The organism is Listeria goaensis (assembly GCF_900186125.1).
Classification (GTDB): Bacteria; Bacillota; Bacilli; order Lactobacillales; family Listeriaceae; genus Listeria; species Listeria goaensis.
The window spans coordinates 108,718-131,199 of record NZ_FYBQ01000003.1 but is presented as its reverse complement, the minus strand read 5'-3'; the positions used below and the strand labels follow the sequence as shown (position 1 = coordinate 131,199).

Below are 22,482 nucleotides of genomic sequence, written 5' to 3'. Positions count from 1 at the left end.
ATTTATGCTTTTTATTATATTTCTTATTTCATGAATTTGACGCAAACTGGTTCTGGAACTTTGATATCTTTTTGGAGTAAAGTCAGTTTGCCGGTTTCTTTGTTGACGCTGAAAATAGTAACGTTGTTGGAGTTTTCGTTTGTTGCAACGAGGATTTCGCCAGTTTTATCTAAGTCAAAATCGCGCGGTCCGACACCTAAAACGGGTACCGTTTCCAGCAAACTCAATTGTCCGGTTTTATCAATCGCAAAAGAAACAATCGCATCTTGACCGCGGTTGGAAACATAGAGGAAGCGTCCGTCGTTTGAAATGTGAATGGCACTCCCTTTGTTTTCAGCTGTAAAATCAGCCGGAAGCGATGGAATCGTTTGAACGACCGTCAACTCGCCGCTCGTGCTGTTATACTCTGCTACAACAACTTCTGATGTGAGCTCGGTCATGATATACACGTACTTCGCATTTGGGTGGAAAACTAAGTTTCGTGGTCCGCTTCCAGGTGTGAGAAGCAAATCAGCCACCTTTTCAAGTTTGCCAGACGTCGCGCTATACGTCGTCACGTAGTCCGTTCCAAGGTCACATGTCACGACAAATTTTTGATCGGGCGTAAAGCCAGCAAAGTGTGCATGTGGTTTTTCTTGGCGTTCGTGTACGCTTTTTCCGGTATGCTCGATTTCAGAAATCGGTGCGCCTAGTGCGCCGTTTTCAGTTGGATAACTTAAAATGGTTCCTAAGTGATAGTTCGCTGAAACAACAATTGAATTGTCAGCCGATGCATCAACATAACAAGGAGGATTGCCAGTTTTTACTTGTTCATTTAAAAGAGCAAGTGAGCCGTCCTCATTAATTTTGAATGCAGCAAGGCCACCTTTATCGCCGTCTTTCGCTACAGAATACAAATATTTTTCATCATCTGAAATTTTTAAATAAGTTGGGTTATCCATTGTGCCCGCGTGCTTATTTTCTAAAACTTCGCCCGTTTCGCGGTCCATTACAAGGCGATAAATTCCTTTACTTTCCACTTTCGTATATGTACCAATGTATGCGGTTGCGGTTTTATTTGACATAAATTCGATTCCTCCTGTTAAAAAGTCATTTCACGCTTTATTATAGCACAGACTTAAGCTCCTATGCTGACTGAAAGCATAGGAGCTTAAGTGATTCTTTCTTATACAACGCCTTGTGCAAGCATTGTATCGGCAACTTTTAGGAAGCCGGCGATGTTTGCTCCGACGACGAGGTCACCCTCGTAACCATATTCTTTTGCAACGAAGCTAGCGTTTTTATAAATGTTTTTCATAATATTTTTTAGGTGGTCATCGACTTCAGCAAAACTCCAACTCATTCGACTGCTGTTTTGCGCCATTTCAAGAGCAGAAACACCAACTCCTCCAGCATTTGCTGCTTTTGCAGGACCAAATAAGATTTTATTCTCATGGAAAACCGAAACAGCTTCTAGTGTGGACGGCATGTTTGCCCCTTCTGCAACAGCGATGACACCGTTTTGAACGAGCGTTTTCGCTTGTTGTTCGCTAATTTCATTTTGCGTCGCACATGGCAAGGCAATGTCACATGGCACTGACCAAATATCGCCATTTTCATAAAATTCGGCAGTGGGGTGTTTTTCAAGATAGGTGTGAAGGCGCCGACGCTCTACTTCTTTTATTTGTTTTAATGTTTTAAGATTAATACCTTCTGGGTCAAAAATATAGCCGTCAGAATCGCTACAAGCTACTACTTTTGCGCCTAGTTCTTCGGCTTTTTCAATCGCATAGATGGCCACATTACCAGAGCCAGAAACGACAACCGTTTTATTTTTAAAAGACTGATTTGTTGCGGCGAGCATTTCTTTTGTGAAATAAACAAGACCGTAACCTGTTGCTTCTGTTCGCGTCAAGCTCCCACCATATGTGAGGCCTTTACCAGTGATGGTGCCAGCGTCAAAACGGCTCGTCATTTTTTTATACTGCCCGAATAAATAGCCGATTTCGCGACCGGATACGCCGATATCACCAGCAGGGACATCTGTATCTGGGCCGATGTGCACCGCGAGTTCAGACATGAAACTTTGACAGAAGCGCATAATTTCTGCATCGGATTTTTCTTTTGGATCAAAATCGGAACCGCCTTTACCACCGCCGATTGGCAAACCAGTTAGGGCGTTCTTGAAAATTTGTTCAAAGCCTAGAAATTTTACTATACTCCCATTTACCGAAGGGTGGAAGCGAAGTCCGCCTTTGTAAGGGCCGATAGCGCTATTAAATTGTACGCGGAATCCGCGGTTTACTCGTACCTTTCCGGCATCATCTACCCAGGGAACACGGAATGTAATAAGGCGTTCAGGTTCAGTTAGACGCTCTAAAATGCCGTTTTCTTGGTACTTAGGGTCTTTTTCCAGCGCAGGAATAATCGCATTTAAAAATTCCTTTACTGCTTGATGAAATTCAGTTTCTTCTGGATTACGTCTTTTGATTGTTTCAAAAATCTCCGCCGTATATTGCTCAGCAGCTTGACGATTTTCTGAAACCATTGTTGTTTGCCCCATATTAACACTCCTTTGAAAATGATTAACTTGCACGGAATGTTAATTATTCCGCATATGTTTGGTGGGATGTGAAATTATATTACTCTTGTTGTTAAGTTTACCATGTTAAAAATATATCTGGCAAGTAAAAAAACAAATTTTCTGAAAAAAATAAATATATAGGCATAACAAAGAAAATATTGTATGATTGGGCGCACAAAAAAATTCCCATGCGGGGGGACGCATGGGAAAACAGGGAGTTAATTGGAGTTGTGATTTCTGAGACAAAATCAAGGGATAATTGGGAAACTTAATGAATAGACATAAAGTCGTTTGTCTCAGGAAAGTCACAAGTTATTCTTTGGGTAAAGTAACTTTCTCCGATAAAATAAGTATAGAAGAATAGTGGCAATTAATCCTGCTCATTGGCTTACAATTTGCGGGTGCAACATTACAATTTTGTCACAAATCTTGGATTTCCTTACGGTCGCTCGTTTTACTGAGGCGACCTTCGCGTTCAAGGAGTTTTTGTTCGATTTCAGAAAGGGTGACGCCAGATTCCACGAGCAAAACGAGTAGGTGGTACGTCAAATCGGCGGTTTCGCTAATCAATTCGGCTTTTTCATTTTTGGCGGCAATAATGACTTCGGTTGCTTCTTCGCCAACTTTTTTTAAAATCTTGTCTAAACCGCGGTCGAACAAATAGGTTGTGTAGGAGCCTTCTTTTGGCGCGGTTTTTCGGCTCGCAATTTCAGCGTATAGCTTTTCTAACATGACGACACATCCTTTATTTCATTTGTGAAACAAGAGCGCGAACCTAAGTGGCAGGCGGGCCCGGTTTGGTGGACGCGAATAAGCAAGGTGTCTAAATCGCAGTCGGCCGTTATTTGTGCGACTCGTTGCACATGCCCGCTTGTCGCTCCTTTATTCCAAAGTGCTTGTTTTTTTCTCGAAAAGAACCAGGTGTAGCCGGTTTCGAGCGTTTTTTGGTAGCTTTCTTCGTTCATGTAGGCGAGCATGAGAACTTCGCCGTCTGAGGCGTCCACGATAATGGCTGGAACGAGTCCTTTTGAAAAATCGATTGTCATAAGCGCACCTCCACTGCGTTTTTTTTGAGTGTTTGTTTCACGTCCTGAATATCAAGCTCGCCGTAGTGGAAAATGCTCGCGGCAAGTGCGGCGCTTGCTTCTGTTTGGGTGAAAATATCGACCATGTGCGCGGTGCTTCCGCAACCACCAGAGGCGATGACAGGAATTTTGACGGCCTGCGCAATCGTTTTCGTGAGGGCGATGTCATAGCCGTTTTTTGTCCCGTCGCCGTCCATGCTTGTGAGTAAAATTTCGCCAGCCCCGAGTGCTTCCGCTTTTTTTGCCCATAAAACGGCATCGAGGCCTGTATCATGTCTGCCGCCGTGTGTGAAAACGTGCCACGAATCCTCTACGCGCTTGGCATCGATTGCGACGACGATGCACTGGGTGCCGAATTTATTCGCTCCTTCTGAAATGAGCTCTTTGCGTTTGATGGCCGCTGAATTTAATGAAATTTTATCTGCGCCAGCTTTTAGAAGCGCCTGCATTTCTGCGGTCGTTTGAATGCCGCCGCCAACTGTTAATGGAATGAAAACTTGTTCGGCTGTTTTTTCGACGACATCGATCATCGTTTTGCGCCCTTCATTTGTGGCTGTTATATCGAGGAACACAATTTCGTCGGCACCGGCTTTGTTGTATGCTTTCGCGATTTCAACGGGGTCGCCAACGTCTTGTAGGGCAACAAAATTGATGCCTTTGACGACACGGCCATTTGTTACGTCGAGACAAGGAATGATGCGTTTTGTGAGCATTAGTTTTCCACCTCCAAAATTTCTTTCATCGTGAGGCTTTCGCTATATAGCGCTTTTCCAGCGATGGCGCCCGCTAGTTTTTGCTTTTTAAGCGCGATTAAATCCGCTTGATTTTTCACGCCACCAGAAGCAATAATTGCGCAGGAAACTGCGTTTTGTAGCGCCGCAAGCTGTTCAAAATTCGGACCAGCGAGCGTTCCGTCGCGCCCAATATCCGTAAAAATCAGCGTCGCAACACCAAGTTTTTCCATTTGAACCGCAAAGTCAGTGAAGCGAATATCACTCGTGTTCAGCCAACCATCAGTTGCAACAAAGCCGTTTTTAGCATCAATTCCAACCGCGATTCGCTCGCCGTACTTAGTCACCGCCTCGCGCACAAATTCAGGCGAGGAGACGGCACTTGAGCCAATAATCACCCGTGCAATCCCACTTTCGAGATACGCCGCCACTTGCTGCATCGAACGAATCCCGCCACCAACTTGTACCGGTAAACCCGTTTGTTCACTCATTTCTTGGATTAAAGCGAGGTTCGCGGGCTCGCCGTTTAATGCGCCGTCCAAATCCACAATATGCAAATACGAAGCGCCTGATTTTTGAAATGCCAGAGCTTGCGCCACCGGATTTGGATTCACAATCGTTTCCTTGTCGAAATTGCCTTGATACAGCCGCACACATTTGCCGTTTTTTATGTCAATTGCTGGGTAGACACGCATCGCACAACCTCCTTAAAGCCACGTAAAATTTCCAAACCAACCGTATCACTTTTTTCAGGGTGAAACTGCGCCCCGTATACATTTTCACGTTGAATGAGCGCCGGCACAGCTAGACTATGTTTTGCTACAGCAGAAATATAAGCCGAATCCGTTTCTGCAAAATAAGAATGCACAAAGTAGACATAACGTTCGTTTAAATTTTCCGTAAGAAGATTTTCTTGCTGCACGTCAATTTGATTCCAGCCCATATGTGGCACTTTGAAGCCAGCCTCTTCGGGGATTTTTTTGACTGTTCCGGGAATCAGGCCGAGCCCTTTCGTCAGCGTGTGTTCCTCGCTTGAATCAAGCAACAGCTGCATGCCAAGACAAATTCCGAGTAGGGGAGTACCTTTTTTTGCGGCCGTTAAAATGGGTGTCACAAGTTTTCGTTCTTCGAGTTTGGCCATCGCATCGGGGAAGGCGCCCACGCCGGGAAGGATAATGCCATCTGCCGTCTGTATTTCTGCCGGGTCCGCCGTAAGTTGGCTAGAAAGTCCCACAAAATCGAGTGCTTTTTTCAAACTGCGTGTATTTCCAGTATCGTAGTCAATAATGGCAATCATTTACAGGACTCCTTTCGTGGAGTTCACGCCTTCGATTTCAGGGTTTATCGTGACTGCTTCAGAAAGGGCGCGCCCGAAAGCTTTAAATAGCGATTCGATTTTATGGTGCGTATTTTGCCCGTAAAGTACGCGCAAGTGCAGGGTCAACTTAGCGTTTGATGCGACCGCTTGGAAAAATTCTTGTACGAGTTCCGTGTCGAAATCGCCAACTTTATCGCGTTCAAATGGGGCGTCAAAAACGAGAAAACTCCGACCTGAGAAATCGAGCGAACAATGGCCGAGACTTTCATCCATCGGGACAAAAGCGTTGCCGTAACGATTAATTTGCGCCTTATCGCCGAGCGCTTCCGCAAGGCATTTCCCGAGCACAATCCCAATATCTTCTGTTGTATGGTGAAAATCGACTTCCGTATCTCCCTTTGCGAGACAGACAAGACTGAGGCGCGCGTGTTTAGCGAACAGTGTCAACATGTGATCTAAAAAACCAACCCCGGTTTGAATCTCAGAAGCATTTTGTTTATCAAGCTGAAGTACTAGTGTGATTTTTGTTTCGCCAGTTTCCCGGCTTATTTTAGAAGTTCTCATCTTGCCTTTCCTCCAATCGAATTTGAATGGCGCGTGCATGTGCGGTTAAGCCTTCTGATTCAGCGAGCTCTATTACATCTCTGGCCGCATCTTTAAGCGCATTTTCTGAATATAAAATAAAACTTGAGCGTTTTGTAAAATCGTCCACGCCAAGCGGAGAGGAAAACTTCGCTGTGCCTGCCGTTGGAATGACGTGGTTTGGTCCCGCGATATAATCGCCAAGCGGTTCAGTCGCATGTGCACCGAGGAAAATCGAACCTGCATTTTTAATTTGCGGTAAATAAAGCAGAGGGTTTTCCATTTGGATTTCAAGATGTTCGGGTGCAATTTCATTCGCGATTGCGAACATATCCGCCGTGCTCTCCGCCAAAATGAAATGCCCGTTCTGAAGCGCCACCTCACAAATTGTTTTCCGTGAAAGTGACTGAACTTGCCGCAACAATTCGTCTTCTGTCGCTTGAATAAGCGCGTTTGATGTCGTCACCAAAGTGACGCGCGCAAGTTCATCATGTTCAGCCTGTGACAACAAATCCGCCGCAATAAAGGCTGGATTCGCCGTTTCGTCTGCTAAAATAAGAATCTCAGAAGGTCCCGCAATCATATCGATGCCGACTTGACCGAACACTTCGCGCTTGGCTGTTGCCACAAAAATATTTCCCGGCCCAACAATTTTGGCAACGCGGGGAATGGAGTCTGTCCCGTACGCTAACGCCGCAATAGCTTGGGCCCCGCCAATTGTGAACACTTCGTCAACGCCCGCAATTTTCGCAGCGGCAAGTACGGCAGGATTTAAGTCCACATCAGGCGGGGTCACCATCACAATTTTTTCAACGCCAGCGACTTTTGCCGGAATCGCGTTCATCAAAACCGATGAAGGATAGCTCGCCGTCCCACCAGGCACATAAATGCCGACTGAATCAATTGGCGTCACACGCATGCCGCGAACAACCCCGTCTTTTTCGCTGTCTAAAAAACCACTGCGTTTTTGTTTTTCATGGTAGTCCGAAATGTTCTTACGTGCAGTTTCAAGCGCCCGAATAAGCGAGGCGGGCACGGATTCATATGCCGCATCAATTTCAGCTTGGCTCACCCGAAATGCCGTCAAATCCACGTCATCAAATTCCTTTGTCAGGCGAACTAAAGCCGCGTCACCGTCTTCCTCCACAGCAGAAATAATTTTGCGCACAGCATCGCCTACGTCCACATGCGTCTGTTCGCGCACTTCCAATTGTTTTAAAATAGTTGCCACATTACCCGTGAGTCGTTTCATTCGCCGTCCGCTCCTTTAAAACAAGTTGTAACTTGTCAATTAATGAAAAAATTCGCGTTTTATTTTGCTTAAGAGAAGCCTTATTCACAATCAGTCGTGCCGAAATCGGATAAAGTTTCTCTACAACCACAAGGCCATTGTCACGCAGTGTCGCGCCGGTTTCCACAATGTCGACGATAGCGTCCGCCAAACCAAGTAGCGGCGCAATTTCAACCGAACCTTCGATTTTAATAATTTCAACATCCTCGCCGCGCGCCCGGAAAAATTCTTCCGTTACGTTCGGATATTTCGTCGCAATCACTTTTCGCTTGTAGTCAGTCGGATCAAACGTAGGCGGAGCCGCCAAACAAAACTGGCATTTGCCAATGTTCAAATCGAGCACTTCATAATAACTACTCGCCGCCTCAAGCAAAATATCGCGCCCGACAATCCCAATATCCGCCGCCCCGTGTTTCACATACGTCAGCACATCGACCGCTTTTACGAGGAAAAAATCAATTTCATCCGTGTCACTTTGAAAAATCAATTTTCGCTTCTTATCCGCTAAAACCGTACAATTAACGCCCGCCAAAGTAAGTAAGCGCACAGCCTCGTCCTCAAGCCGACCTTTCGTTAGCGCAATCTTCAACCTCAAACCCGCTCACCCCTCTCAAAAATCACCTTCATACCTTCTTTTTGGAAAGAAACGACAGTCTCGATTTTCCATTTTCTCGCGAAAGCAATCGATTCGTTTTCCGAGTCTAACAGGCTAAGTGTACTATCTGGATTTTCCTGATAATAGCGCTCCGCCGCGCCTAGTTCAGCTAAATCATAATGAATGAGCACTCGTTTTGTAGCCAGCTTTTCAGTTAAGCCGTGTCGCTCTTTGAGAGCTAAAATGGCATCTAAATGGAGGGCAAGCCCAACCGCAGGTACCTTTTCCATTCCAAAATGTTCCGACAGCCGGTCGTATCTGCCGCCGCTTAAAAAATAATCCGCTGCAAAATTCGCAAAGCCGCGAAAAATGAGCCCCGTATAATAGCGCAATTCCTGAACTAAACCAATATCGACAGTGAGTAACGCATCTGGTTCAGCCTGTTTAATCGTTGCTGCAATCTCTAAAATTTCATCAAGTGGTGCATAGAGTTCAGCGTCAGGTAACAATTCCTTCGCCTCTGAAATCGTCGTTTCAACTTGCCCGAATAGTCTTGGCAGGGCGCATAAAAAGCGAGTCCACTGTGGCTCAAATTGTTTTGCGAAGACCTCCATGTCAGACAGGCTTTTATTTTGTAACAGCTTACGAAATTCAACTTCCTCCGTCGCACTTAAACTTAATTTTTGAAGGAGTAGCTCATAAAAACCAGCATGTCCGAGCTCCATCTGAAAATCCGGAATTTGCAGTTCCCGCATAAGCCGAATCCCAGATAACAAACATTCCACTTCCGCTTTTCTTGAGCCGTAACCAATTAGTTCAATCCCAGCTTGCATTTCTTCATTTCGGTCGCCGCCGTGACTGGCATTCGCGCGAAAAATTTTCCCACTATAGGCAAGCTTTACCGGCAACAAAACGCCTGTTGTATGTACCACACGGCCTATCGGTAAAGTCATATCCGGGCGCAGGGCTAACATTCTCCCTTTTTCATCAAAAAAACGATAGTGGGTTTCCTTTGTTTCTAACGAAAAAACATCTTCAAATTCGATAATTGGCGTTTCAATGCGCATAAAACCCCGCTTTTTGAAAAAATCTTGGACGGTGTGCTCCAATTTGTAGGCCGCTTCGGCTTCCCGAAAAAGCTTATCGCGTGTCCCAGTTGGCAAATTTAAATTCCAGTTCATCTGCAAACTCCTTTCTGATATTTTAACTTATTAGCATATTAGCATGTTAAAGCGTTTTTGTAAATGGTTTTATGTTATAATGATGGAAAATAAGGAGGGGACGCGCATGAAATGGGATGGGCACACGCATACGGAGTTTTGTCCGCACGGTTCAAGGGAGGAAGTGGAGCGTTTCATTATTCGAGCTATCGAATTAGGGTTTGATACATATTCTGTCACCGAACATATGCCACTTCCGGCTCATTTTAGTCAGCAGGCAGCAGGGGAGCGGGAGGCATACGAAACGGCGAGCATGGCGATGAGCGATTTGCCGTATTATTTGAAGGAGATGGCGCGGCTTAGGGCGAAATATCGGAGCGATCTCAAAATTAAAATTGGTTTTGAGGTGGATTATTTGGCGCAGTTTGAAGCATTTACGCGCGACTTTTTGAATGAATATGGGCCAGAATTAGATGATGGTATTTTGAGCGTGCATTTTTTGGAAGGGCAGGACGGCATTCGTTCGATCGATTTTAGCGCGGCAGATTACAAAACGGGTATTGTCGATTTTTATGGTGGTTTTCGGGAGGCTCAAATCGCGTATTTGGAACAAATAAAAGCCTCGATTTTGGCGGATTTGGGGGCGTTCAAGCCGAAGCGGTTGGGGCATATTTCGCTTTGTCAGAAATTTAGGCACGCGTTTAATACAGAAACAGCTCTTCCAGACGACGTGATGACGGACGTGCTGGAACTTGTGCAGCGTAGCGGCTATGCGCTTGATTACAATACGGCGGGGCTTTTTAAAGTGGACTGCCGTGCGACATATCCGCCTGAGATGTACGTCAAACAAGCGAAACACCTAGGCATTCCGCTTGTTTATGGGTCTGATTCACATGCCGTCCGTGATGTTGGACGAGCTTACTCGGTTTTTTCTGAAAACTTGTCATAGTTCGTCGCCGGAATTTTTAAGCCCGAGGTATGCACGATGCTGTTTTTCTCTACTTTCCAAGTGCCTTTCACAACACCGTTTTGGACGACAATCGGCCGAAAGAGGCCGTTTTTTGTAATGACTTCGCGTTGCAATTCTTCTGGCAAATGCACGGAGCGGTCGCGGTAGCTGATGAGCCATTCGTCAAAGCCGGCGAGCAAAACGGTGTGATTAGTCGCCGTTTTTTTCGTTTCCGGGTAAAAATAAAAGTCGCCATCTTGTACGAGTTCGCCGCTTAAACTCGCAAGCATTTTTTTGATGGTCGTCTGCGGAAGTCCGCTCCACCAATTGAAATCTTGAATGGTCGCCGGGCCGCGGCTTTTAAAATAAATCCGTCCGAGTTCTTGGAGTGCCTCATCAAATGTGGCATCTGTTTTATGCTGCTCCAAAAATTCCGTATTTTGAAACGTATTCGCATCCGCATGGAAAACTAAAATGTCATCTAGATTGGCCCTCGCAATGAGCTGCGTAAATGGAATGCCCGAACATGGCAATTCAAGCTGTTCGATGCTCGCTGAAAGCTCCGCGCGCGTTTTAGGCCCATCGCTAAGCTGCTTTTTAAGTTCAGCGTTACTTCGCTCAAAATCGCTTTCTGAAATCCCTAATTTTTTCCAATAACCGCGAAAGATTTGAAGAGTTCGCGCGCCGTAAACCTCTTTCAGCAAAAAATAATCTTCCGGGCGCATCGCATGAATCGTCCCGCGAAATGCCCATCCGCGAATGATTTGATTCTCCGCGAGCGTCCGCTCAATTTCAGCGCGACTCGAATTTTTTGTCCGACTTGCAATCGCATAAAGCATTTGCGCCCGGTTCTGCGCCTGCATCGCTCCAAAATAAGCGACCACTTCATCTGGCGTTTCAAAAGGCGCTAAAATACGCTGTGCGCCTGTTCGTAAGTGGATTAAATCTGATTTTTTCATTTGCAGCACTCCTTTTTTTTAGAATAGAGAAAGCAGCGTGAAAAAGCAACTAAAAAAAGGTCACGAAGTAAGATTATTCATTAAAAAACTAAAAAATAGCTGAAAAAAACATATTTCAGATTATTTGTTTACAAGTGATACAAATCTATGCTAAGGTAGGATCATTACACGAAAGGAGATGAAGCATTATGACAGAAAAAAAGAAAAATAAAGGTTTGAAGGTACTTCTAAGTTTGATGTTAGGATTTAGCTTTGTGTTTATGTTTCAAGGGCAAAAAGCAGAGGCTCTGCAAGTATCAAGCGTCTTGTACTACTATGAAAAGGGGTTTTATCGGACACTTTTTGGGGTGGAAAATTTCACGAGAAATAAAAATTATCGAACAATCTCTTACCAAAATGGTGCAAGCTACACAACAAAAACAAAACGGCTTTATGCGTACCAATCAGGAAGTTGCACAGCTTACACGAGAACTTGGAAAACATATTAATAAATCGCTTGGAATCTGGTAACTTCACTAGATTCCTGCTTTATAGTAGAAGGAGTAAGTGAACATGCAGATGAACCATATAGCGAAAAGTATTAGGCAGGTCAATATACTAAACGATATCACTTTTTCTTTAGGACGAGGAAAAGTGGTTGCTTTAGTCGGGCCTAATGGAAGCGGGAAAACAACGTTAATGCGGATTATGAGCGGTGTCCTTTGCGCGAGTAGCGGCGAAATCCTAGTTACGGAGGATAATAAAACGCTTTATTTTATGCAAGATAACAGCATTTTATATTCGTATTTAACAGGGATGAATCATCTTCTATTCATTGGACGGATGTATGGGAATGTGAAAAAGATAACAGAGATTGTTGAGAAATTACATATAATGCCTTTTATAAATAAAAAAGTTGGCACGTATTCTTTAGGAATGAAACAACAATTGCTATTTGCGATGGCGCTTGTTGCAGATGGGGATATTTTAATTTTAGACGAACCATTTAATGGACTGGACCCATCTGTAAGCACTGAATTTAAATTTTGTATCCAAGAGTTGAAGCACAGCGGGAAGCAAATTTTTATTTCCTCCCATATTTTGTCAGATATAGATGAAATTGCGGACACCGTTTTATTTTTAAAACAAGGAATGATTGTTCAAGCAGAAGAAGTGGGTGAACAGCATCTGGAGGAATATCAAATCACGCTGAAAACGGGACTAACAGCGCAGGCGATTCAAACGTTAGAAAGCCACAACTCGATTTACTCGCTTAATAGGAAAGATGAAAATTTACTTATAGTTAAAATTTCGGCGGGAAAATTAATAGATTTGACACGGCTTTTAAATGATTTACAGGTGGATGTTGCAAATATTTTGTTGCAAAATGAAAAAACGAAACACTTATATCATGAAATTTATGAACAGAAGGAGGATGGCGGCGAATGAGGAATATGTACCGCTTTGAATGGCAAAAATTAATGAAACGAAAATTATTTCTCATTTTGCTTATTTTAATCGTCAGTTTAATTGCGATACTTTTTGTTTTTTATCAGTCACAATTTAATTTTGAAAAAGAGAACGAGATAAATAGTGAACAAGAGGAGATTCAAAGTATTGAGATGGCGATTCAAGGTGTGAAGGCGGATCCGGCCAAGTCAATTGCAAAAAATCAAGTTCTCAGTGAATATGAGCGAGACTTAAAAGTGGCAAAAGCGAAGTTAGAAGCAATGAAACAAGGGAAATCAAAAGAAAGACTGAAACTGCAAATTACAGAAGACAAAAATTTGTTGCAAGATGTTAGAAGTGGCAATACGTATACGGAAATGACCGAAAAACAACTCGAAATGCAAATTGCTTTAAAAGAAAAATATGACCAAGGAAATTTTGAATACAGCGGAACAGAATTTCATTTAAACGGTTCGGGCTTTACATTGGGTGCGCTTCAATTCCTCTTTCCGTATATTTTTCCGCTGCTCTTTTTACTGGCGTCACTGACCGTCATAGGCTCTGATATTGATTCTGGGAAATTACGCTTTTTCTGGAGTTTGCCAATCAAAAAAAGACATGTTTTGCTTACGAAAGAACTTGTAGCCTTGACTTCTGGCGGTATTTTTCTACTTGTAACACTTTCCGCCGCTTACTTGATTCCAAGTTTGAAAAATGGTTTTAAAACCTTCCAAATGCCAGCTATTATTCAAAAAGGTGCTGATTTTTATATTGGCACAGAAGGTGAAGTTTTAGCTGCTGCCGTCATAATAGCCGTATTTATCGTGCTATTTCTAGTTTCTTTACTGACTGTGCTCAATTTAGTTTGCAGAAATAATATTTTGAGCGTCATTATTATATTCTTGCTTATTTTCAGTTCGGGATTTTTACTAGGCAAAATGGAATCAGATGCAGGCATTTTACTAATGTTTAATCCGTTTGTGTATGTCGATGTTGTCAATTTGGCAAATGGAAATATTGGTGCAAAACTGGGAAGTAGTTTCATAAATGTCATTACGGGTGTAGGCGTTTTACTTTCGTACATTGTAATATGTCAGCTCCTTATTTTTAAACTGTCGACAAATGAAAAGCTAATTTTAAACAAATAAATAGACTTTGAAAAAAATCTCAAAGTCTATTCGCGTTATTTTTAAACAACAAATATAAAATAAAGAATAAACAGCGCCATCATCACATACATGATGGGGTGGACCTCTTTATAGCGCCCTTTTAACACCATCGTAATTGGGTAGAAGATAAAGCCAATCGCAATCCCTGTCGCAATTGAGAAAGTTAAAATCATCATCAAGATGACGAAGAATGCGGGAACCGCGACCTCAAATTTCGACCAATCGATATGCGCCACGTTACCAATCATTAAAATACCAACAATAACGAGTGCAGGTGTCGTGACGGCGCTTGTAATTACGCCAAGCAGCGGCGAGAAGAAAAGCGATAAGGAGAAACAAATTGCGACGACAATCGCCGTAAGCCCTGTTCTACCACCGACCGCAACCCCAGCCGTTGATTCCACGTAACTGGTCGTTGTTGAAGTCCCGAAAATCGCACCAACAACCGTCGCAACAGAATCAGAAAAAAGCGAGCGTCCTGCACGAGGCACTTTATTATCTTTCACAAAGCCAGCCTGGTTCGCCACCGCAACGAGCGTTCCCGCTGTATCAAAGAAATCAATGAAGAAGAACGTTAAAATCACAATTAACATTTGGGGAGTAAAAATATCACCAAGATGGATGATAGCCTGCCCGAATGTTGGTGCCACGCTTGGTACGGCGGAGACAATTTGGTGCGGCACTTCGATTTGACCGACTAGCATGCCGACAATGGCGGTAGTCGCCATCCCAAAGAAAATCGCGCCCTTCAAATTGAGTGTCATGTAAATGACCGTAATAATGATGCCGAAAACGGCCAGTAAAACGGGGCCAGAATGAAGATTTCCAAGTGCGACAATGGTCGATTCATTCGCCACAATTATACCTGCATTTTTTAATCCTAGAAAAGCAATGAAAAAGCCAATACCGGCGCCAACTGCGTATTTTAGTTCAGCGGGAATTGCGTTGATGACTTTTTCGCGAATTCCAGAAACAGTTAGGCAAATAAAAACGAGTCCTGAGACGAGCACGCCTGAAAGCGCCGTCTGCCAAGGAATTCCCCACTGTGCGCATACCGTGAAGGCGAAAAAGGCGTTTAAGCCCATTCCGGGTGCCAAACCAATTGGGTAGTTGGCAATCAGACCCATGAGAAGTGAGCCTACAACAGAAGCGAGCACCGTCGCTACGAAAACCGACTTTAAATCCATACCCGTAGTGTGAAGCATTGTCGGATTCACAAACAAGACATACGCCATGGAAAGGAACGTCGTGAGCCCCGCCAAAATTTCAGTTCTTACATTCGTTTTGTTCTCGCGAAGTTTAAAAAATTTGTCCATTAAAAAAAGCCTCCCTGTTTTTATCACATTCGAAAAAGGGCGAGCTAAAAAAATACGGGAAGATCCCTATGTATTCATTCTGCTCGTAGTCGGGTCATTTACGGTAACCCGGTAGAAACATCCGAACCCTATTTTCGGACATATACGATATCTTTTTATTTTAGAGGAAAAAAGAGGGTTTGTAAATGTAAATTTTGAAAAAGTACCTCCCTCATGAATTTTCTTGGTATATATAGAAAAAATAACATCAAAAAGAGGTGACCATATGGGAGGATTTAGTATCGTCGGATTCGTTCTAATGCTCGCAATAATCGCAATTCTTGTTTACATCATTGTAAGGATTTTAAAAAAATAGCAATGAAAATGTGCAAGTAAGATACATAAAATTAACGTCTTTTTATCCTCATCTAAACAGGTGAGGTTTTTTTATATAAACTTTTAAATAAATTAGTTTATACTTTTAGAATAATCATGTATAATAAAAGAAAAAAATGAACTGGAGGATTTCAAATGAAGTATACATTTCCTGAAAATTTTTGGTGGGGTAGTGCAGCATCAGGCCCGCAAACAGAAGGTGCGGCAGATGTTGATGGACGCAAACCGAGTATTTGGGATTACTGGTATAGTAAAGAACCAGGACGCTTTTTTAACGGCGTAGGCCCAGCTAACACTTCTAACTTTTATTACCAATATAAAGAAGATATTGCGCTCATGAAAGAAACGGGGCATAATTCATTCCGTACATCGATTCAGTGGTCTAGACTCATTCCAGACGGTATCGGTGAAGTAAATCCGAAAGCCGTTGATTTTTATAATCGCGTAATTGACGAAATGATTGCACAAGGCGTCACACCATTTATGAACCTCTATCACTTTGATATGCCAATGTCGATGCAAGAAAAAGGTGGGTTCGAGTCGCGCGAAGTCATTGACGCGTATGCAACCTTTGCCGAAACTTGCTTTAAACTTTTTGGTGACCGTGTCAAACATTGGTTCACATTTAACGAGCCGATTGTACCCGTTGAAGCAGGTTACTTATATGATATGCATTATCCAAACGTTGTGGACTTCAAACGTGCGGTGCAAGTCGGATTCGGTACAACGCTCGCGCACGCAAAAGCTGTCAAAGCGTATCACGGATTAAAGCAAGACGGAAAAATCGGCATTATTTTAAACTTGACGCCGTCCTATCCGCGCAGTCAAAATGAAGCGGACTTGCGTGCAGCCCACTTGGCAGATTTGATTTTCAATCGCAGCTTCTTAGACCCAGTCACACTTGGCGAATTCCCAAGAGACCTCGTCGAATTGTTACGTGAGAAGAATTTCTTACCGGATTACACAGAGGAAGACCTAGCCATCATTAAAGAAAATATTATCGATATTTTAGGGGTCAATTATTACCAACCGCGCAGAGTTAAAGCAAAAGAATATATGCCACATAAAGACGCACCTTTTGTTCCAGAGCATCTTTTTGATAACTACGAAATGCCTTACCGCAAAATGAATCCGTACCGTGGCTGGGAAATTTACGAGCAAGCGATTTATGATATTGCGATTAACATTCGCGATAACTACAACAATATTCCTTTCTTTATTTCGGAAAATGGGATGGGTGTTGAAGGCGAAGACCGGTATCGAAACGCTGAAGGATTTATCGAGGATACGTACCGAATTGAGTTCATTCAGTCGCATTTGAAATGGCTTCATAAAGCAATTTCCGAAGGTTCCAATTGTCTCGGCTACCATCTATGGACGTTCATGGATTGCTGGAGCTGGGCAAATGCCTATAAAAATCGCTACGGCCTAGTCGAAGTGAACTTAGATGAGAACTATAAACGGACAATCAAAGCATCAGGCAAATGGTATAAAACACTCGCTTCCGAAAACGGATTTGAAGCCTAATTTCATTTTATGGTAAAATTATGAAAAAAGACTCAAGATGAGGTGTCTGAAATGGCAGGAAACCAAACAAAATATAGCTTTATCGCCGAAGAAATAAGAACGCGCATTAAAAATCAAGAATACCCACTAGATAAGCCAATTCCAGATGAGATGACGCTCGCAAAGGAATTTGACTGCAGCCGAATGACAATGAAAAAAGCACTGGAAGTTTTAGTGTTAGAAGGCTTATTATACAGAAAGCGCGGACACGGCACGTTTATTATTAAGTCCGCACTTGATGCCGAACGGCTGCACATTCAAAGTCAAGAAGTGAACGGCTTTACAAAACTCGTGAACGGTGAAAAAGTCGACACCATCATTCTCCGCTTTGAAGTAGTTTTTCCAGATGAAAAAATCGCTGAAAAACTTCACGTGGAAAAAGAAACGCCGGTCTATGAAATCTTGCGGGTCAGAAGTGTTGCGTCCGAACCATATGTCATTGAACACACATTCATGCCCGTACAAATTGTACCCGGACTCACAAAAGAAGTTTTAGAAGGTTCAATTTACAGCTATATCCAAGATAAACTAAACCATAAAATCGCGAGTTCCTACAAGCAAATTCGTGCGGATAAATCTAATGAACTGGACCATAAATATTTAAAATGTCAACAAGACGATCCCGTCATGGACGTCGAGCAAACCGTGTATTTAAACAACGGCGTCGCATTTGAATATTCCATTTCAAGACATCGCTATGACAAATTTGTATTCACGACGGTAAATATTTCGCGGAGATAACAAACTAAAACCACCCCCAAAATCTAATTTTGGGGGTGGTTCATTTGCCAAGCAATTCGTTAGGAAATGCTGAACTGCGGCTGATAGGAACAAAAAGAAATCAAGACTCGCCCTTTTTAGTCCCAGAAGAAGTACCTGAAGTAAACCAGTAGACGATCCCTAAAACAAGGAGGGCGACGATTGAAGACAGGTACATGATGGAGTAATTGCTAAAGGTTGCAACGATACTTAAGCCGAAGCTCCCGATGGCCATGCCTAAATCCATACCGGAAAGAAAAGTGCCGTTTGCTGCACCAATCTTGTCTGGCGCGGCACGTTCGACTGCAAGCGCCTGTAGAGCTGGCTGAGTCATGCCATAACCAAGTCCGAAAATTAATGCGGCTACAAAAAGTGTAAAAGCATTCCATGCCATAGAAAGAACGATTAATCCTGCTATCATGGCTAAAACGCCAGGTATAATAACAAAGCGGTGCCCCTTTACATCATAAAGCCGTCCAGCGAAAAAGCGACTGATGAGAATCGTAATCGCTTGACCTAAAAAATAAATCCAAGTATTGGATACATGAATTTCATTCCCGTATACCATCATAAAAGTTTGAATGCCACCAAGAGGGATAGCTAAAAGTAGACATAAAAAAGCTGGGAGTAAAGCGGATTTTTCAATGAGTGAAGATTTTGTTTTAGTAACAGAGCTGTTCTTTTTCAAATGAATTTGTGAAAGTAATATCAAATTTGCGCATAAAAATAGTAAAGCAAAGGTAATTAAAAAATTAAAATCAAACTGATTAATAATGATAATGGCTAGAATAGGGGCAATAGACATGCCTAAGGCCGTCGTTAAGCCGTAAAAACCAATCCCTTCGCCGATTCTGTTTGGCGGAACTAAAGAAGAAACGCCAGTCGCGATAGAGGTCGTACTAATGCCCCAGCCGGCGCCTTGTAAAAGCCGAATCATCAAAATTAGAATGACCACAGATGAAAAATAAAAACTAAAAGTCGATACAATTAAAATAACTATGCCAATCAAAATTAAAATTTTTGAGCCTACACGGTCGTTCCAACTTCCTGAAACAGCGCGTGTGAAGAGTGCGACAACTGAAAAAAGTCCTACAGAAAGGCTCGCGGAAACTTGCGAGCCGCCAAGTTCAATAATCCGAGCTGGTAAGGTTGGCATAAAAACCATAAATCCGATATAGAGAAATAGGCTTCCTATTAGTAGAAAAATATAATCTTTCGTCCATAATTTGCTGCTTTTATTCAAAATAATCCCTTCTTACTTTATGTTTTGGTCGATTTGGAGCATAATTTGTTGCCACAGCTTCAAATCGTCTGAGCTGATATGACGAAATATAGTTTTACAAGTATCTTCTACAACATATCTTAATTGATTTGTTTCGTTCTCTCCTTTTTTTGTTAAACTAATATGTGTTTTCCGACGATCCTCAGAATTAGTTTGGCTTGTCACAAGCTCTTTTCTTATTAATACATCAATAATGCGATTAACAGTAGGTGTATCCTTATGAACAAACTGAGCTAATTCTTTTTGTGATAGTGGCTGTTTCTGTTGAATCACATTTAAAACAGACCATTGTTCAGGTGTAACATTAAATTCCGATAAGTTCCTTGTTAAGTATAAATGCATGTTTTTAGCCATTACCGTTGTATTGAAAGTAAGGTTGTCAAACTCCTGACGCAAAGTAAACACTCCTATCCCTATGTAATTGCCATAACAATAATTGTCATGACAATTATATAGGAAATGATACTAAAATGTCAACTTGTTTATGCGTACAATTGGTTCTGATGCCTTTTATGCTATACTACACGATGTATTTAAATGCAAGCGAATGGCGGAGCACTGTATGATTCGTGCGGACGGCGATTATAGGTTGGAGCTTTAAAAATAGACTAAGATACAGAAGTAAAAGAAGATATCCAAGTTAAAAAACATTTTAGAAATCCGAACATTTATATTTTGTAAGCTCTTGTGAAAAAAGGAAGATAGAAGCTTCATTCTGTCTTCCTTTTTATTTTTATGCTAGTCTAAAGGCAGAAGAACAATTAGGGGGAATAGATATGATAAAAGTTGTCTTTACTTACCGGACAAAAGAAAAGGATTTGCCGGAACTGATGGCGAAATTTGCTGAATCTGGAAGTAATCCGGAATTTCATTCGGAGGTTTCGAATCAAAAAATTGAGATGTTTAAACGCACGGACGGCGATGATGTTTTTGTTGTTTTGGATATTTATTATGCGTCAAAAGAGGACTATGAGGTGCGTACGGCATTTGAACGTAGTCAGCCAAAATGGAATGCGATTTGGTTTTCGGATAACTTGAAACATGAGGAAGTATCGGTGGAGGTTTTTGACGTTATTTAATTTATTTTTTATTCAGCACCAGTTTATAAAAAGTTCATTTTTGACATGTAAAATGAAAGCAGAAAATCATTCGGAGCCCGTAAAATACGGTTCTTTTTTGAAAAGTAGGGAGAAAAATGCGGATACGTTCACGATTTTTAATTTCCTTTTTAGGAAGCCTGTTTGTTATTATCCTCGCGCTGATGGCGATTTTTGCAGTGGTTTTTTATGCAATAACGGGCGAGGCGCCTGTGCCGACAACGCTTTATAAAACTGCAACAGAGCAAAAAGCCATCACATTTGCGGAGCAGGAAGCGCTCATCACTTTGCGAAATACGGCGAAAGATGACCCGGCGAAATTACTCACGACAAATACAAAAAAGCAAATTACGGATTATGAAAAAAAAGGGGTAAAAATCGTGATCAGACGAGGAAACTCAATTTTGTATCACTCGGATGGACTAGTTGTCAAGTCGCTTCTTGTTCACGCCCCTAAGTTCGACACGGATAATATTTATACCCAAGGGACGATTGATAATAAGGGCAATTTATTTCGCTATTTAAAATTTGATTTCTATTTTCCAGACCAAGAAAAGGGTAGTGTGATGATTTTAAATCAGGAAAACAGTTTTTCCGAGTTTATGCAGAAATGGGGCATTATTTTAATTAGCGCAATTCTTCTCCTTGCGATTTTGCTTCTTGTGCTGTTTAATCGGTCGCTCAATCGGTCGGTGATTCGGCCGCTTAGGGAATTAAATGCGAAAGTTAGTGCTATGCGGGGCGGGGACTTGAATGAGCCGCTCATCATTTCGAGCCATGCGAAAGGGGAAGTGGACGACTTAGCGAATGAATTTGAGTCGCTGCGGTCAGCTTTACATGAGGCGAACAAGGAAAAAGAAAAGTACGAGGAGAACCGAAAAGAGCTGATCACGAGTATTTCGCATGACTTGAAGACGCCGATTACATCGATTATTGGATATGTAGAGGGGCTAAAGGACGGGGTCGCGAAGACGGCAGAACGGCAAAACCAATATCTCGGTATCATTCATAGTCAAGCGAAACATGTGGACCACCTAATTGATGAGCTATTTATTTTTTCTAAGCTCGATATGCATAAATTACCGTTTCAGTTCGAATCGATTCCGATTTATGATTTTTTGACGCATTTTGTTGACGAATACACGATTGAACTGGCGCAAAAAAACATCAAACTCGTAAGTGATTTTAAAGATGAACACATTTTTGTGCGTGCGGACCGGATGCAGCTTCGCCGTGTGCTCGACAATCTCGTTCAGAACAGCACGCGCTACATGGACAAAACGAACAAGGAAATCCGCTTGAGCTTGCGTAGCGGGGACTCGGAGGTCATCATTTCCGTCCAAGACAATGGGGTTGGTATGTCTAAAGCGGAAGTGGCGAAGATTTTTGATCGTTTTTACCGCGTGGAGAAATCCCGTAACCAAATGACCGGCGGCAGCGGTTTGGGGCTTGCGATTACGAAGGAAATTATTGCGGAACATGGCGGCGAAATTTGGGCGGAAAGCGCTGTGGGCGCTGGGACGACAATGTTCTTTACGCTAAAAAAGGGGGAGCGAAACCAATGAAACGCGTATTATTAGTGGAAGACGACCAAAATATTGCGGACTTGGAGCGCGATTATTTGGAAATCAATCAGTTTGCGGTGACGACGCGTTATGACGGCGAATCTGGTCTCACAGAAGGTTTAGAGGGCGATTATGATCTCATTATTTTAGATGTCATGCTGCCCAAATTGTCGGGCTTCGACGTATGCAAGTTGCTCCGTGAAAAAATTGAAACGCCGATTTTAATGGTGTCCGCGAAAAAAGAAGACATCGATAAAATTAGGGCGCTCGGATTAGGCGCAGATGATTACATCACCAAACCATTCAGCCCTAGCGAACTTGTCGCCCGTGTGAAAGCCCACCTTGCCCGTTTTGACCGGCTAACAAGTCGGAAGGAGAGCGCCGACCAAATTGTGATCCGCGACATTGAACTAGATGGCCGTTCACATAAAGTTTACGTTTCTGGCGAGGAAGTCACCTTTACAACGAAGGAATTCGAACTGTTGAAATTTTTGATGCAAAATGTAAACCAAGTTTTTAACAAAGAAGCGCTTTTTGAAAAAATCTGGGGTTTTGACGCCTTTGGTGATACTTCAACGGTTGTCGTGCATATTAAGCGCATTCGTGAAAAAATTGAGCTTGATTCTAAAAATCCGACCTATTTGGAGACTATTTGGGGTTCGGGTTACCGATTTAATGCCTAGAAAGTAGTG

General features: G+C 42.6%; 24 protein-coding genes and 1 riboswitch. Of the genes, 9 read left to right on the top strand and 15 right to left on the bottom strand.

Features of this window, described 5'->3' with window-relative positions:
• Positions 1-23: 23 nt before the first annotated feature.
• The 11 genes from CFT42_RS05300 to hisZ all read right to left on the bottom strand — a co-directional run bounded on the left by CFT42_RS05300 (position 24) and on the right by hisZ (position 9,346).
• Positions 24-1,064, bottom strand: a complete 1,041-nt coding sequence (locus CFT42_RS05300) for a lactonase family protein (protein WP_088810609.1) — start codon at positions 1,062-1,064, stop codon at positions 24-26.
• A 101-nt stretch (positions 1,065-1,165) separates the two neighbouring features.
• A complete protein-coding gene (gene gdhA / locus CFT42_RS05295; protein ID WP_088810608.1) occupies positions 1,166-2,542 on the bottom strand; it encodes an NADP-specific glutamate dehydrogenase in 1,377 nt (458 codons plus the stop codon).
• 441 nt (positions 2,543-2,983) lie between these two features.
• Positions 2,984-3,295, bottom strand: a complete 312-nt coding sequence (gene hisE / locus CFT42_RS05290) for a phosphoribosyl-ATP diphosphatase (protein WP_088810607.1) — start codon at positions 3,293-3,295, stop codon at positions 2,984-2,986.
• Positions 3,289-3,609: a phosphoribosyl-AMP cyclohydrolase gene (gene hisI, locus CFT42_RS05285; protein WP_088815579.1), complete on the bottom strand. Its 321-nt coding sequence runs from the start codon at positions 3,607-3,609 to the stop codon at positions 3,289-3,291. Before hisI ends, hisE begins: the two co-directional genes overlap by 7 nt.
• Complete coding sequence (gene hisF / locus CFT42_RS05280; protein WP_088815578.1) at positions 3,606-4,361, bottom strand: imidazole glycerol phosphate synthase subunit HisF; 756 nt, start codon at positions 4,359-4,361, stop codon at positions 3,606-3,608. Before hisF ends, hisI begins: the two co-directional genes overlap by 4 nt.
• Positions 4,361-5,074, bottom strand: coding sequence for a 1-(5-phosphoribosyl)-5-[(5-phosphoribosylamino)methylideneamino]imidazole-4-carboxamide isomerase (hisA, locus tag CFT42_RS05275; RefSeq protein WP_088810604.1), 714 nt, complete (start codon positions 5,072-5,074; stop codon positions 4,361-4,363). The genes hisF and hisA overlap by 1 nt, the downstream gene beginning before the upstream one ends.
• Positions 5,047-5,676 (bottom strand): imidazole glycerol phosphate synthase subunit HisH, encoded by a 630-nt coding sequence (gene hisH, locus CFT42_RS05270; RefSeq protein ID WP_088815730.1) that lies wholly within the window; start codon positions 5,674-5,676, stop codon positions 5,047-5,049. Before hisH ends, hisA begins: the two co-directional genes overlap by 28 nt.
• The gene (hisB, locus tag CFT42_RS05265) at positions 5,677-6,261 is read right to left on the bottom strand and encodes an imidazoleglycerol-phosphate dehydratase HisB (protein WP_088815577.1); all 585 of its coding nucleotides are present in this window, start codon (positions 6,259-6,261) and stop codon (positions 5,677-5,679) included. It lies immediately after the preceding gene.
• Complete coding sequence (gene hisD, locus CFT42_RS05260; RefSeq protein WP_088815576.1) at positions 6,248-7,531, bottom strand: histidinol dehydrogenase; 1,284 nt, start codon at positions 7,529-7,531, stop codon at positions 6,248-6,250. The genes hisB and hisD overlap by 14 nt, the downstream gene beginning before the upstream one ends.
• Entirely contained in the window at positions 7,512-8,165 is a 654-nt protein-coding gene (gene hisG / locus CFT42_RS05255) for an ATP phosphoribosyltransferase (protein ID WP_088815575.1), read from the bottom strand. The genes hisD and hisG overlap by 20 nt, the downstream gene beginning before the upstream one ends.
• Positions 8,162-9,346: an ATP phosphoribosyltransferase regulatory subunit gene (hisZ, locus tag CFT42_RS05250; protein ID WP_088815574.1), complete on the bottom strand. Its 1,185-nt coding sequence runs from the start codon at positions 9,344-9,346 to the stop codon at positions 8,162-8,164. The genes hisG and hisZ overlap by 4 nt, the downstream gene beginning before the upstream one ends.
• A gap of 106 nt (positions 9,347-9,452) precedes the next feature.
• On the opposite strand from hisZ, the gene hisJ reads away from it, so the two are divergent.
• Positions 9,453-10,274, top strand: a complete 822-nt coding sequence (gene hisJ / locus CFT42_RS05245; protein ID WP_088810599.1) for a histidinol-phosphatase HisJ — start codon at positions 9,453-9,455, stop codon at positions 10,272-10,274.
• Here the strand turns inward: hisJ and CFT42_RS05240 are convergent.
• Positions 10,244-11,233 carry a winged helix DNA-binding domain-containing protein gene (locus CFT42_RS05240; RefSeq protein ID WP_088815573.1) on the bottom strand — a complete coding sequence of 330 codons (990 nt, stop codon included), beginning with the start codon at positions 11,231-11,233 and terminating at the stop codon, positions 10,244-10,246. The genes hisJ and CFT42_RS05240 overlap by 31 nt on opposite strands.
• A 188-nt stretch (positions 11,234-11,421) precedes the next feature.
• Here CFT42_RS05240 and CFT42_RS05235 point away from each other — a divergent pair, with 188 nt between their 5' ends.
• The 3 genes from CFT42_RS05235 (at position 11,422) to CFT42_RS05225 (ending at position 13,809) form a co-directional block, all read left to right on the top strand.
• Positions 11,422-11,721 (top strand): hypothetical protein, encoded by a 300-nt coding sequence (locus CFT42_RS05235; RefSeq protein ID WP_088810597.1) that lies wholly within the window; start codon positions 11,422-11,424, stop codon positions 11,719-11,721.
• Positions 11,722-11,785: 64 nt separating this feature from the next.
• The gene (locus CFT42_RS05230) at positions 11,786-12,661 is read left to right on the top strand and encodes an ABC transporter ATP-binding protein (protein WP_088810596.1); all 876 of its coding nucleotides are present in this window, start codon (positions 11,786-11,788) and stop codon (positions 12,659-12,661) included.
• Positions 12,658-13,809, top strand: coding sequence for an ABC transporter permease (locus CFT42_RS05225; RefSeq protein WP_088810595.1), 1,152 nt, complete (start codon positions 12,658-12,660; stop codon positions 13,807-13,809). Before CFT42_RS05230 ends, CFT42_RS05225 begins: the two co-directional genes overlap by 4 nt.
• Before the next feature lie 41 nt (positions 13,810-13,850).
• Here the strand turns inward: CFT42_RS05225 and CFT42_RS05220 are convergent, their stop codons facing one another.
• Positions 13,851-15,146, bottom strand: a complete 1,296-nt coding sequence (locus tag CFT42_RS05220; RefSeq protein WP_088810594.1) for an NCS2 family permease — start codon at positions 15,144-15,146, stop codon at positions 13,851-13,853.
• 66 nt (positions 15,147-15,212) lie between these two features.
• Positions 15,213-15,314: riboswitch (purine riboswitch) on the bottom strand.
• Between the two features lie 342 nt (positions 15,315-15,656).
• Between CFT42_RS05220 and CFT42_RS05215 the strand changes: the two genes are divergently transcribed.
• The gene (locus CFT42_RS05215; RefSeq protein ID WP_088810593.1) at positions 15,657-17,048 is read left to right on the top strand and encodes a glycoside hydrolase family 1 protein; all 1,392 of its coding nucleotides are present in this window, start codon (positions 15,657-15,659) and stop codon (positions 17,046-17,048) included.
• A 51-nt stretch (positions 17,049-17,099) separates the two neighbouring features.
• The gene (locus CFT42_RS05210) at positions 17,100-17,828 is read left to right on the top strand and encodes a GntR family transcriptional regulator (protein WP_088810592.1); all 729 of its coding nucleotides are present in this window, start codon (positions 17,100-17,102) and stop codon (positions 17,826-17,828) included.
• Between the two features lie 100 nt (positions 17,829-17,928).
• Here CFT42_RS05210 and CFT42_RS05205 read toward each other — a convergent pair whose 3' ends face one another.
• On the bottom strand, positions 17,929-19,089 hold the full coding sequence (locus CFT42_RS05205; protein ID WP_088815572.1) for an MFS transporter: 1,161 nt from the start codon (positions 19,087-19,089) through the stop codon (positions 17,929-17,931).
• A gap of 12 nt (positions 19,090-19,101) precedes the next feature.
• Positions 19,102-19,524, bottom strand: a complete 423-nt coding sequence (locus CFT42_RS05200; RefSeq protein WP_088810590.1) for a MarR family winged helix-turn-helix transcriptional regulator — start codon at positions 19,522-19,524, stop codon at positions 19,102-19,104.
• A 380-nt stretch (positions 19,525-19,904) separates the two neighbouring features.
• Between CFT42_RS05200 and CFT42_RS05195 the strand changes: the two genes are divergently transcribed.
• The 3 genes from CFT42_RS05195 to CFT42_RS05185 all read left to right on the top strand — a co-directional run bounded on the left by CFT42_RS05195 (position 19,905) and on the right by CFT42_RS05185 (position 22,473).
• Positions 19,905-20,207: a hypothetical protein gene (locus CFT42_RS05195; protein WP_088815571.1), complete on the top strand. Its 303-nt coding sequence runs from the start codon at positions 19,905-19,907 to the stop codon at positions 20,205-20,207.
• Positions 20,208-20,323: 116 nt separating this feature from the next.
• Entirely contained in the window at positions 20,324-21,790 is a 1,467-nt protein-coding gene (locus CFT42_RS05190; RefSeq protein WP_088815570.1) for a sensor histidine kinase, read from the top strand.
• Positions 21,787-22,473, top strand: coding sequence for a response regulator transcription factor (locus CFT42_RS05185; RefSeq protein WP_088810587.1), 687 nt, complete (start codon positions 21,787-21,789; stop codon positions 22,471-22,473). The genes CFT42_RS05190 and CFT42_RS05185 overlap by 4 nt, the downstream gene beginning before the upstream one ends.
• Positions 22,474-22,482 lie beyond the last annotated feature (9 nt).